Genomic DNA, 11694 nt, shown 5'->3' with positions numbered 1-11694 from the left:
GGAAGCCTTGTGCGCCTGCGTCGCCCTGGGCACCCTGGGCTCCGGTGGCGCCTTGTGCGCCTGCGTCGCCCTGCGCGCCTTGAGCGCCGGTCGCACCCTGCGCGCCTGCGTCGCCCTGCGCGCCTGCGTCGCCCTGGGAACCTTGGGCTCCGGTGGCACCGTGAGCGCCCGCATCGCCCTGGGCACCTTGGGCACCCTGGGGGCCTTGAGTGCCATGCTTGTCGTTCGGGTAGTCGCCCTTGTCCTTGTCGTGACCACCCCATGGGCTCTGCCAGCCCTGTGGGCCGTAGTCCGTTTGCCCGTCGGGGTACTGGTCCCACGAATCGCCGGGTCCGTCGTCGTCTTGGCGGACAGTTGACCAGGATGACGGCCACGCGCCGCGTTGGCCGAGCGGACCGGGCGTACCGATGTGTACGTCCTGTGCGGACGCCTTCGTCTCCACCGGCGGAGCTGCGGCTGCGGGCCCACCCGTCATTCCGACTACCAGTAGGGCGGAGCTCAGCCCTGAAGCGGCCCGGCCATGGTTCCGGCTGCGCCGCAGCCGTCGGTTGTTACTCATGACCCCTCCAGAGCCACCCCGGATACACCCAGAGCTACCTACTAGCCACCTGACGTTATTACTTGGGCGAGTCGTAGCGTATTCGACTGATTAGTCGGCCGAGAGGGGTTTTGACAGTACTTGGGTACATTTAGGAGAAGGTGGAATTTACTTGCGATAGGGGCATAACCCCTGGCTATCGCGTTGCGGGACCTCGATTCCCAAGTGCGGCGGCCACTCGGGGTGCCTCGCGTCGGCCCTGATTGCGGGCTGCGGCCACGAGCGCGGGGACGACGGATCGGTCCATCACGCTGGTCCCCTGCGCTCGTTTGGAGGCCGGGTCCCGGAGCAGCACCTCCACCCGGCGACCCGTTCCGAGCGCGGCTCGCTGCTTGTCGATGCGCGCCCAGGGTCCGATCGCGGCGGTGCTCGGCGCGAGGGCGATGACCGGGCCGTTTCCGGGGGCGAGGTCGAGGTTGAGGGTCGACCGCATGCCGCCGTCCATGTAGCGGCGGTCGCCGATGCTGACCGGCGCCGCGGAGATCGGCATGGCGCAGCTCGCGGCGACGGCGTCCACCAGGGGGACGCCGTCGTGCCGGGTGATGGTGCGGCTGGCGCCGGTTTCGGTGTCGACCACCACGATGCGAAGGTCCACGTCGTACGGCCAAGCGTGGTTGGGCAGGCGGGCCTCGGCTATCCGGCGCTGCCGGGACGGGTCGTTGATGCGTGCGGCGAGGGCGAGTCGACCGAGGCGGCGAGCGGCCTGCTCGGGGCTGCGCGCGAACAGTTGTGCCCGCGCGAGCCGAAGCAGGTGGAGCAGGCCCGGTGCGGGTGAGGTTTCGTGTGCGACGCCGCCGTGCTGGCGCTCGAAGAGTTCCGCGAGTGGGCTGCCACTGGTGAGCTGGGCGCCCACCACGGCGCCGGAGCTGGTGCCGATGAGGACGGCCTCCGGGGCCACTGTCACTCCCTCGTCCGCGAGCCCGGTGAGGATGCCGACCTCCCAGGCGATGCCAGCCACTCCACCGCCACCGAGCACCCAGACGGGCCGCGCGTCGCCCGTCATCAGTCGCCTCACTCGCGTCGAATACTGCTGACGCCGTACGCAGTTTAGGCTAACAGTGACGAGGAGGGATTGACAACGGGCGATCAGGGCTCCCGTCGTCCGACGATGATGCCGCCGAGCCGGCTCTCTGCCGAGGTGACGGTGGTCTGCGAGTCGACCGTGAACCCGCTCTGGCGTAGCCAGGCCGCTACCTGGGCAGGCTGCCGACGATGGACGCGCACGTTCATCGAGTGGCCGCCGTAGCCCTCCGTCTTGAGGGTCGTCTCGTCGCCCACGTGGAAACCGAGCAGCAGTGGGCCACCGGGACGCATCACCCGCCGGAAGTGCGCGAACACCGCGCCGATCTGGTCGTCAGGGATGTGGATGAGCGAATACCAGGCGACCAGGCCGGCGACCGAGCCGTCGGCCAGATTGAGGTCGGTCATCGAGCCGACCTCGAACCTCAGCTCCGGGTGATCACGGCGGGCCACCTCGATCATCCCGGGCGAGAGATCGATCCCGAAGGCGTCGACGCCGAGCGTGTGCAGGTGGGCGGTGATGCGACCCGTCCCGCAGCCCACATCCGCGACCGACCCGCCGCCGGCAACCTGTACGAGCTCGGCGAACGATGCCAGCGCGGCTTGTTCGTACGGTGCCTCCGCCAGGAGGTCACGTACCAGGTGCGCGTAGCTGACCGCGACCGTGTCGTAGGAGGTGCGGGTCGCAGTCAACCAATCGTCTACGGTCACGAGTCCAACGCTAATTCAGCGACACACTGATGCCTGACCTTGCCGGACCGACAGTTTGGAGGCGTCCACCCATGACTTCCGCGCCGGTGATCGTGAGTCTGCCCATCGCTGACCGGGCCACCTCCTACCGCTTCTATCGCGACGGGCTCGGCCTCGACGCCGTGGGCGAGTTGGCCGACGACGGTATCCCGGAGCCGTTGCAGTTCGTGGTCAACGACGGGCTGCGGCTGATGCTCATCCCGACCGGCGGCTTCGGTTGGGTGATCGGCCGACACGAGGTCGCCCCGAGGGGCCAGAGCGAATGTCTGCTCAACCTTGGTGTCGCTTCGCCGACCGAAGCGGACGCGCTCGTCGAGCGGGCGCGCGCTGCCGGCGCCGAGATCATCACCGAGGCGGCGAACCAACCCTGGGCGTACGCGGGCGTCTTCGCAGACCCGGACGGTCACTTGTGGATGGTGTCCGCCGATCCGGAGTCCTGAAACCGTCGGTGGTGGTGGTTACGGTCCGGCGGTGACCGTGACCACCGATGCCCCTGGGACGCTGCCCACCCCCGCCGACGAGGCCCGGCTGTGGGCACTCATCGAAGCTGCGTGGGCCGAGTTGGGTGCCGAGCCCTTGGCGCTGCGGCAGGCCCTCATCGAGCGCGACCCCGCCGACGGCGGCGATGACGATGACGGCCCGTCCTACGCGATCGACGCCTGGCTTGATGCCTTTCTGGATCGCCTCGGGCACCTGACCGCCGAGCTGACCGGGCGGGAGCTGACCGACCTCGACCGGGTGGTCGAGCGCAAGCTGCACGACATCGATCGGGAGGACATCCACGAGGTGACCGACGGGTCGGACGACGGCTTCCTCTATGCCCGAGGTTTCATCGTCGCCATAGGGCGGGCGTACTACGAAGCGGTCCGCGCCAACCCCACGATGGCGCTGCTGGACGCCGACTGCGAGGGCATGTGTTATCTCTTCGCGCACCTGCACAACGACCGGTTCGGTTCGTGGCCGGAGACCGGCTCCGGGATCTCCCGGGAATCGTTCGGCAACCCGGCCGGCTGGTCGGCCTGACCGGCACCAGCCCGGGTCACTCGGTGCGGACTCAGACGTAGATCTTCGTGGCGTACTCCGGGCCGTAGTGCCGTTCCAGGTCTTCGAGGCTCTCCGTCGGGGCCTCGACCTCCTTGATCAGACGTGCCCGGGACGGCAGTGCCTCGGGCTGCCAGGTCTCCGGCCGCCACAGCGCGGAGCGCAGGAACGCCTTCGCGCAGTGGTAGAAGATCTGCTCGATCTCCACCACCACGGCGAGCGCCGGCCGGTGCCCCTTGACCACCATCTCGTCGAACCAGGGCGCGTCACTGACCAGGCGGGCCCGCCCGTTGATCCGCAGCGTGTCGGTCCGCCCGGGGATGAGGAAGAGCAACCCGATGTGCGGGTTGTCGAGGATGTTGCGGTAGCCGTCGGCCCGCTTGTTGCCGGGCCGCTCGGGCAGCGCGATGGTCGTGTCGTCCAGCACCAGGGCGAACCCGGCCGGGTCGCCCTTGGGCGAGACGTCGCAGCTGCCGTCCGCGCCGGCCGTGGACATCAGACAGAACGGCGAGGCGCCGAGCCACTCGCGGTCCCGTTCGTGCAGCCGGGTGCGTTCCTTGTCGGCGGCCCGCGCGTTGGGCACGCCGAGAAGCTCGCGCAACTCCTCGTGCGAAGTGATCTCCACCGTCACGTTGATCCTCCCTCAGCCGTTGACCCGGTGGCGGGCACCACCGTCGTCAGCCTAGGCCGCCGTGACCAGCGCGAGGTTTGTGCCTGGTTGCCGGGGGTACGGCCTCACCCGACGTGCTCGCCGCAGCAGACCATTCCGCAGGACGCCGACCAGTGGAGGCCGGGAGATGGAGAGCCGACTCAAGGTACTGGGTCACCCAGTCCATCCGATGCTGGTGATGTTCCCGGTCGCGCTGTTGGCCACGGCGGTGCTGTTCGACGTGGTGGACACCGTCGGCGGTCCCGACTTCCTCGGCGAGGTCGCGTACTGGAACATCACCGTCGGCCTGATCGGCGGCCTGCTCGCCGCGGCGGCCGGCTCGTTCGACCTGCTGGCGATTCCGACCGGCACCCGCGCCAAGCGGGTGGGGCTGCTGCACGCGGGCGCCAACGTCGCGGTGATCCTGCTCTTCGCCGCCGTGTGGGCGGTGCGGCTCAACGCGGATTCCCGGGCCGCCGGCGGGGCACTCGTCGCCATCGAGGTGGTCGCGCTGGCGATTCTCGGCATCAGCGCCTGGCTCGGTGGTGAGCTGGTCGACCGGCTCGGTGTGGGCGTCGACAGCGACGCCGGCCTGGACGCGCCCAGCTCACTACGGCCGCCCGCGGCCACCCAGCGGATCGGAGAGGTGTGATGAGCGAGCAGCAGTTTGGCGGCTTCGGCCGGGGGTGGCGCGGCAGCCGGCAGCAGGGCTGGGACCCGATGGGGGAGTTGCAGTCGCTGCGCTCCGAGTTGAGTCGCCTGGTCGGTGGTCGCGGCGGGGCGTCCGACGTCGAGTTGACCGAGACCTCGGACGGCTGGGAGGTCGTCGTCCGGCTGCCCGGGGTGGCGCCGGAGGAGGTGGCCGTCGAGTTGGACGACCGCGAGTTGTGCGTGCGGGCCCGCTCGGAGGCGGAGGTCAACGCCGACCAGGGCATCCCCGGCGGCTTCGAGACGCGCGGCTTCGAGTACCGGGTCAACCTGCCGGCGCGGGTCGACCCGGACACCATCGACGCGGTGATGGACCACGGCCTGCTCCGGGTGCGGCTGCCACGGGCGACTCGGCCCGCGCCGCGCACCATTACCGTCGGCCGCACCGGGCCGCGCTCCGGCGACCTCTCCGCGGGTACGCCGATGCCAGCCGATCCCGCAGCGGACCGGGAGCTGCACCGCCCGGACACCGCCAGCGAGATCGACCGGCCGTAGCGGGCCGGGTGGTCACCCCGTCCGTGCTCGGTCCGACCGCCGAGCGCCTTTCCGACGTGCGGCGGATCGCCGTGCTGCGCGCCAACGCGCTCGGTGATTTCATCTTCGCCCTGCCGGCGTTTGACGCGCTGCGCAGCGCGTACCCCTCGGCGGAGATCGTGCTGCTCGGGGCGCCGTGGCACGCGAAACTCTGGCGCGACCGGCCCGGCCCGGTGGACCGGGTGCTGGTGGTGCCGCCGGCAGCCGGCATCCGTACGCCGGAGCAGGGCGAGCCGGAGTCGTCGATGGACGACTTCGTGGCCGCTGCCACCGGTGCGGAATTCGACCTGGCGGTGCAGATCCACGGCGGGGGTGCCAACTCCAACCCGCTGATCAGTCGGCTCGGTGCCCGGTTGACCGTCGGCCTGCGCACCGAAGACGCGCCACCGCTGGACCGGTGGCTGCGCTACGTCTACTACCAGCACGAGGTGATCCGCTACCTGGAGGTGGTGGCGCTGGCGGGGGCGCCGGCCACCACCATCACGCCGACGCTGGCGGTGACCGACGCCGACCGGGCCGAGGCCGCCCAGGTGCTGGGCCCGGCAAGCCGTCCCCGGGTGGCATTGCATCCGGGTGCCACCGACACCCGCCGCCGCTGGCCCGCCGAGCGCTTCGCCGAGGTGGCCCGTGCGCTGCACGAGGACGGCTACGAGGTGCTGGTCACCGGCACGCCCTCGGAGCAGGAGGTGGTGGACCGGGTCGTCGCTGCGGCGCAGGTGCCGGTGCGCCCACAGGTGGGCACGCTCAGCCTGGGTGGGCTGGTCGGCTGCTACGCCGACTGCGCGTTGGTCGTCTCGAACGACACCGGCCCGCTGCACCTGGCCGCCGCGGTGGGCACGCCCACTGTGGGCATCTTCTGGGTCGGCAACCTGATCAACGGGGCCAGCCCGCTGCGGGGTCGGCACCGGCCGATCAGCTCGTGGACGGTGCACTGCCCGGTCTGCGGGGTCGACTGCACACCGGGCATCTATCCGCACCGGCCCGGCGACGGTGACTGCCCGCACCGGGACTCGTTCGTGACCGACGTACCGGTGATCGAGGTGCTGGAAGCCGCCCGGGATCTGCTCACCGCGTAGGTCAGGCCGGCTGCGGGGTGTCCTCGTCGGCGAGGACGACCTCCCACGCCTCGACGTCCCGGTCGGTGACCGTGGTGGGGGACTCCAGGTGGTACGCGCCGCTGGGCAGGATGCCCGCGCCGCCGTGGCGGGACAACACGGCGAGCTGCGCGGCCACGTCCTCGCCCTGGTGCTTCTCCTGCACCCGACGCCAGAAGTCGAAGCCGCCGGCGTCAACGAGCTTGGCCCGGTCGTAGAGCACGCACCCGCCGATCCAGGAGACCTTGTACGCCCGCCACGCGCCCGGCGGCAGCGCCAACTGCTCGGTGATGTGCAGCAGGTTCGCGGCCGAGTGGATCCGGGCCCGGTTCCACTCCGAGGTGCCGGGTCGGATCCGCTCCGGTGTGGGCGGTCCGGCCCACTCCTCGTAGTGGCCGTGCGATTCCGGCCGTACGTCGTCGGTGTACGAGAGCCCGTGCACGCCGTTGCCGACGAACCCGCAGCCCAGCTCACCGATCGCGGTGACCAGTCGGTGCAGCGCACCCGGTTCCAGCCAGATGTCGTCGTCGAGGCTGAGGACGTACCGGGCGGCCGAGGCGGCGAGCAGGTACGCCCGGTGTTCGGCCAACCCCCGTCGGGGCAGCCGGCGGGTCAGCAGCACCGGGTGCCCCCGGTGGCGCAGCGCCCGGACCATGGTGGCGGCGGCGGGATGCGCGTACGCCGGATCGCCGTCGGACTGGTCGCTGACGACCACGCCGAAGCCGGGTACCCCGTCCTGGGCGGCGAGACCGGCCAGGGTGACGGCCAGCTCGGCGGGCCGGTTCCGGGTCGGAATCAGCACGTCGACCAGCCGGTCGGCGCGGAACTCCTCCGGGGTGCCGAGGTCGAGGGGGCGGTTCACGACGCCTGGGTGCGGGTGCGCAGCGACGGGTCGGGTTCCCGGTCGTCGATGTGTGGCGACGGGTCCTGGCTGTGCGACCGGATCCGCTCGATGATCGCGGAGGTGGACCGGTCCGGCACGTACCCCAGGGTGCGCACCTGGCCGCCCAGCCGGCGCACCAGCGGCGCCTCCGGCACCAGCTCCGGCGGATAGTCGCCGCCCTTGACGTACACGTCCGGTCGGACCGCCTCGATCAGCGCGGCCGGTGAGTCCTCCTCGAAGACCACCACGTGGTCCACGCAGGCGAGTGCGGCGAGCAGGGCACCTCGGTCCTCGACCGGGTTGACCGGCCGGTCCGGGCCCTTCAGCCGTCGTACGCTGCCGTCCGAGTTGACCGCCACGATGAGCAGGTCGCCCAACGCGCGGGCCTGCTCCAGGTAGCGCACATGCCCGCGATGCAGCACGTCGAAGCAGCCGTTGGTGAAGACCACCGACCGTCCCGCCTCGCGGTACTCGGCGACGATCGCGTCCAACTCGTCGCCGCCGACCAGCGCGGGGTGGCTCGGGGTGTCGGTTGGCTGGTCCAACGCGGCGAGCAGGTCGTCCCGTCGGCAGACGCAGGTGCCGGTGTCCGAGACGGTGATGGTGGCCGCGAGTTGGGCGAGTTGGGCGGCGGTGGGCAGGGGCGCGTCGGCGGCCAGGGCCAACGTCATCGCCGCCAGGTACGCGTCGCCGGCACCCACGGCGTGGCTTGCCGGCACCGGAGTGCTGTGGCTGCGTCGTGGCTCCCCGTCGGCGCCGCCGACCACCGCGCCCTCGGTGTCCAGGGTCACCGCGACCACGTCGGCACCGGTGTGGGCACGCAGTTCGGCCAGCCGCGACCTGGCCAGGACGGCCCGGTCGACGCCCTCTCCGGCCCGGGTGTTCACTGTGACGCCGGTGCCGGTGACGCTGAGCCCGTCACCGGTGAGGGCGACCCGTCCCTCGCCCGGGGTGGGCTCGCCGACCGGCCCCGGGCGGTCGGCCCGGGTCGACTCGGCGGCGGTGTCGTCGGCGCGTACCGCCCCCGGGGCCGCGCCGACGGTCATTTCGGACGGCCCGTCGACGGGGTCGCCGTCCGGGTGTTCCAGGTGCAGTTCGGTCCCGCCGGTCGGTCGGGTCGTACCGCCCGCGCGGGCCAACAGCCGGGTCGCCTCGGCGAAGCTGGGAGTGACCACTGTCGGCGCGAGCCCCCGCCAATCGGCCAGGTCGTGGGCGTCCAGCGCGACAGTGGCGTACCGCTGGCGGTTGTCGACCAGCCACGCGCGGACCGGGGCGGGCAGCGCGCCCAGGCCGTAGTCGCAGACCACCAGGGTCGGCGCCTCACCACCGGCGGCGGCGCGCAACTCCTCGGTGGCGCAGCTCAGGGCGGTGAGCAGCCGGCTCACCCCGTCGTGGTCCAGCGCGTCCTCCGGGTCGCCGGAGTCCTCACGCAGCAGGATCTGGTTGCCGGCCAACATCCGCCGCTTGACCGGGGTGGGTCGCCCGGGCTGGTTGACAGTGCGGTCCCAGACGCTCGCGCGGTCCAGACAGTCGTGCAGTTCGTCCCCGGCGACGTCGGCGCCGACCGGTGCCACCAGCACCGCCCGGCCGCCGAGGGCGGCGACGTTGACGGCGGTGTTCGCGGCCCCACCGGCGGCGGAGATCCGCCGGCGCAGGGTGAGGACCGGGGCGGGCGCCTCCCGGCAGAGCCGGTCGGAGTCGGCGAACCGCCATTCGTCCAACATGGCGTCACCGACGATCAGGACTGGGCGTCCGAGCCAGCTCTCCACGACGGCGGCGAACCGGCGCTGCTCCGCTGCTGCTCCTGCCATGCCTCCCCGGGTCCCCAGCGGCCTGGCGGACAAACCTGCGCGCCGACCGGTCCCGCCGCTGGTCAGGCCGGTCTTCGGCGGCTCCTGACCGGTCCTCACCGGTCCGAACCTGTCCGACCTGTTTCGGGCGTTCGAGCGCGGGAAGGGGATTGCGGTACCCCCCCGGAAAGGAGATGTACCGAGATGGCAGCGACATTGCAGGGCAAGCGGATCGCCTTCCTGGCCGCCGACGGCGTCGAGGAGGTCGAGTACGTCCAGCCACGCGAGGCGGTCGAGAACGCCGGCGCGACGGCCGAGCTGGTTTCGCTGAAGCCCGGTTCCATCCAGTCCTTCAACCACCTGGACCACTCCAAGACGTACGACGTGGACGTGACCGTCGACAAGGCCGACGCCGCCGGCTACGACGCGCTGGTGCTGCCCGGAGGGGTGGCGAACCCGGACTTCCTGCGGGGCGACCCGGACGCGGTGCGGTTCGTGAAGGCGTTCTTCGACGCGGGCAAGCCCGTCGGGGTGATCTGTCACGGCCCGTGGACGCTCATCGAGGCGGACGTGGTGCGCGGCCGGCGGATCACGTCCTGGCCGACCCTTCGTACCGATCTGACCAACGCCGGGGCCACCTGGGTGGACGAGGAGTGCGTCACCGACGGCAACCTGACCAGCAGCCGCAAACCCGACGATCTCCCCGCCTTCTGCGCAGCAATCACCAAAACCTTCACCACCCCCTAACCCCCAGCCACCCCTCCGTTGATCATGAAGTTATTGCCGTAGCACGCGGCGTGTCGTGGCGATAACTTCATGACCGACGCTGGCGGAGCGGGTGCGGTACCGGGTTGGTTTTTTGGTGGTTCGGCGCATGTTCTGCGGCTCGCGGGATAGAAGGCCACATGACCACCGAAGCCTCAGATGCGCCGGTGCTGAACCGTCAGCAGATCCGGCTGCTCATGTTGGGCCTGATGACCGGCATGCTGCTGGCCGCACTCGACCAGACCATCGTTGGTACGGCGCTCCCGACCATCGTGGGCGAGTTGGGCGGGATCAACCACTACTCCTGGGTGGTCACCGCGTACCTGCTCGCCTCGACCGCGTCGACGCCGCTCTACGGCAAGATGGCCGACCTGTACGGGCGTCGGCCGGTCTTCCTCTTCTCGATCGGCACGTTCCTGCTCGGGTCGTTGCTGGCCGGGCTGTCGCAGAACATGACCCAGCTGATCGTCACCCGGGGTATCCAGGGTCTCGGCGCCGGTGGTCTGCTGACGCTCGCGTTCACCATCATCTCGGACGTGGTGTCACCCCGGGAGCGTGGTCGGTACCAGGGCCTGTTCGGCGCGGTCTTCGGGATCTCGTCGGTCGCCGGGCCGCTGGTGGGCGGTTACTTCGCGGAGACGGACTGGCGGTGGATCTTCTACATCAACGTGCCGCTGGCGATCCTGGCCATCGTCGTCTGCTACCACGTGATGCGGTTGATCCCGTTCGAACGTCGGGACCACTCGATCGACTGGCTCGGCGCCGGCCTGCTGGTGGCCGCGGTGAGTTCGCTGCTGCTCGCGCTGAGCTGGGGTGGCAACGAGTACGCCTGGGGCTCCGGCGTGATCATCGGTCTCTTCGTGGCCGGCGTGGTGCTGGGGGTGCTCTTCGTCCTCCAGGAGGCCCGGGTGGCCGAGCCGATCCTGCCGCTGCGGCTGTTCCGGAGCGCCACCTTCGCGTTGGCCAACTCGGCCCTGCTCATCATCGGTCTGGTGATGTTCGGTTCGATCATCTTCATCCCGCTGTACCTGCAGATCGTGAAGGGCGCCTCGCCGACCCGCAGCGGTCTGCTGATGCTGCCGATGATGGCCGGCATCATCATCACCTCGATCCTGACCGGCCGCGCGATGACCAGGATCGGCCGCTACAAGTGGTTCCCGGTGGCCGGTTCGGTGACGCTCCTGGTCGGCATGTTCCTCTTCACCCAGCTGGAGGTGGCCACCTCGCTCTGGGTGGCATTCGGGTACATGGTGGTGATCGGCGTGGGGCTGGGTCTGTGTATGCAGTCGCTGATCCTGGCGGTACAGAACGCGGTCTCGGTACGCGACCTGGGTGCTGGCACCTCCTCGGCGACCTTCTTCCGGTCGCTGGGCGGTTCGTTCGGGGTGGCGATCCTCGGCACGGTGCTCTCGTCCCGGCTGACCAGCGGACTCGCCGACCGGTTGCCCGGCGCGATCGCGCAGCTCCCGCCGCAGGAGCAGGCCGCGGTGGCGGCGAGTGGCGGCGCCAACATCTCGATCAACGATCCGGCCACCATCCTGGCCCTGCCGGGGCCGGTGCGCGCGGCCATCCAGGGTGCGTTCGTCGACGCGCTGGACATGGTCTTCCTGACCGCCGGCCTGATCGCGATCGTGGCGGTGGTGGTCACAGTGACGCTGCCCAACACGCAGCTGCGGGGTGCCGGCCCGAAGGGTGCCACCGGTGGGGCCGACCCGCTGGGCGGGGAGGCCCCGGCTCCGGGCGGCAAGCCGTTGACCCGCGAGTCGAAGGAGGAGGCCGCCGCCGACATGGAGGCCAAGTCCCAGACGATGATCTGAGCGTCTCGACACCGACCGCCCCGGACGCTCCGGGGCGGTCGGCGT

At 70.8% G+C, this 11694-nt stretch carries 13 protein-coding genes; 8 read left to right on the top strand and 5 right to left on the bottom strand.

What is annotated here, in order from left to right:
• Nucleotides 1–358: hypothetical protein (locus tag ACIA47_RS08250; RefSeq protein WP_396706506.1), on the top strand; the 358-nt coding region annotated here is incomplete at its 5' end.
• Nucleotides 359–734: 376 nt separating this feature from the next.
• On the opposite strand, the gene ACIA47_RS08245 is transcribed toward ACIA47_RS08250, so the two are convergent.
• Nucleotides 735–1601, bottom strand: coding sequence for a patatin-like phospholipase family protein (locus tag ACIA47_RS08245; RefSeq protein ID WP_396706503.1), 867 nt, complete (start codon nucleotides 1599–1601; stop codon nucleotides 735–737).
• An 83-nt stretch (nucleotides 1602–1684) separates the two neighbouring features.
• Nucleotides 1685–2329 carry a class I SAM-dependent DNA methyltransferase gene (locus tag ACIA47_RS08240; RefSeq protein WP_396706500.1) on the bottom strand — a complete coding sequence of 215 codons (645 nt, stop codon included), beginning with the start codon at nucleotides 2327–2329 and terminating at the stop codon, nucleotides 1685–1687.
• 71 nt (nucleotides 2330–2400) lie between these two features.
• Here ACIA47_RS08240 and ACIA47_RS08235 point away from each other — a divergent pair, with 71 nt between their 5' ends.
• Nucleotides 2401–2808 (top strand): VOC family protein, encoded by a 408-nt coding sequence (locus ACIA47_RS08235; RefSeq protein WP_396706498.1) that lies wholly within the window; start codon nucleotides 2401–2403, stop codon nucleotides 2806–2808.
• 31 nt (nucleotides 2809–2839) lie between these two features.
• Entirely contained in the window at nucleotides 2840–3391 is a 552-nt protein-coding gene (locus ACIA47_RS08230; protein ID WP_396706496.1) for a DUF4240 domain-containing protein, read from the top strand.
• Between the two features lie 31 nt (nucleotides 3392–3422).
• On the opposite strand, the gene ACIA47_RS08225 is transcribed toward ACIA47_RS08230, so the two are convergent.
• Complete coding sequence (locus ACIA47_RS08225; RefSeq protein ID WP_396706494.1) at nucleotides 3423–4040, bottom strand: pyridoxamine 5'-phosphate oxidase family protein; 618 nt, start codon at nucleotides 4038–4040, stop codon at nucleotides 3423–3425.
• A 166-nt stretch (nucleotides 4041–4206) separates the two neighbouring features.
• On the opposite strand from ACIA47_RS08225, the gene ACIA47_RS08220 reads away from it, so the two are divergent.
• From ACIA47_RS08220 to ACIA47_RS08210, 3 genes are read left to right on the top strand one after another with little or no spacing between them, the layout of a single operon-like run.
• Nucleotides 4207–4710, top strand: coding sequence for a DUF2231 domain-containing protein (locus ACIA47_RS08220; protein ID WP_091395370.1), 504 nt, complete (start codon nucleotides 4207–4209; stop codon nucleotides 4708–4710).
• Nucleotides 4710–5261, top strand: a complete 552-nt coding sequence (locus ACIA47_RS08215; protein WP_396706492.1) for an Hsp20/alpha crystallin family protein — start codon at nucleotides 4710–4712, stop codon at nucleotides 5259–5261. The genes ACIA47_RS08220 and ACIA47_RS08215 overlap by 1 nt, the downstream gene beginning before the upstream one ends.
• Nucleotides 5262–5269: 8 nt before the next feature.
• Complete coding sequence (locus ACIA47_RS08210) at nucleotides 5270–6376, top strand: glycosyltransferase family 9 protein (RefSeq protein WP_203123670.1); 1107 nt, start codon at nucleotides 5270–5272, stop codon at nucleotides 6374–6376.
• 1 nt (nucleotide 6377) lies between these two features.
• Here ACIA47_RS08210 and ACIA47_RS08205 read toward each other — a convergent pair whose 3' ends face one another.
• Complete coding sequence (locus ACIA47_RS08205; RefSeq protein ID WP_203123672.1) at nucleotides 6378–7256, bottom strand: glycosyltransferase family A protein; 879 nt, start codon at nucleotides 7254–7256, stop codon at nucleotides 6378–6380.
• Nucleotides 7253–9088, bottom strand: a complete 1836-nt coding sequence (gene rfaE2, locus ACIA47_RS08200; RefSeq protein WP_203123674.1) for a D-glycero-beta-D-manno-heptose 1-phosphate adenylyltransferase — start codon at nucleotides 9086–9088, stop codon at nucleotides 7253–7255. The genes ACIA47_RS08205 and rfaE2 overlap by 4 nt, the downstream gene beginning before the upstream one ends.
• 183 nt (nucleotides 9089–9271) lie before the next feature.
• Here rfaE2 and ACIA47_RS08195 point away from each other — a divergent pair, with 183 nt between their 5' ends.
• On the top strand, nucleotides 9272–9814 hold the full coding sequence (locus ACIA47_RS08195) for a type 1 glutamine amidotransferase domain-containing protein (RefSeq protein ID WP_112677663.1): 543 nt from the start codon (nucleotides 9272–9274) through the stop codon (nucleotides 9812–9814).
• Nucleotides 9815–9972: 158 nt separating this feature from the next.
• Nucleotides 9973–11649, top strand: a complete 1677-nt coding sequence (locus ACIA47_RS08190) for an MDR family MFS transporter (protein ID WP_203123676.1) — start codon at nucleotides 9973–9975, stop codon at nucleotides 11647–11649.
• Nucleotides 11650–11694: the final 45 nt, after the last annotated feature.

Source organism: Micromonospora sp. NPDC051227, assembly GCF_044455385.1.
Lineage (GTDB): Bacteria > Actinomycetota > Actinomycetes > Mycobacteriales > Micromonosporaceae > Micromonospora.
This window is presented reverse-complemented; position numbering and strand designations above follow the sequence as displayed.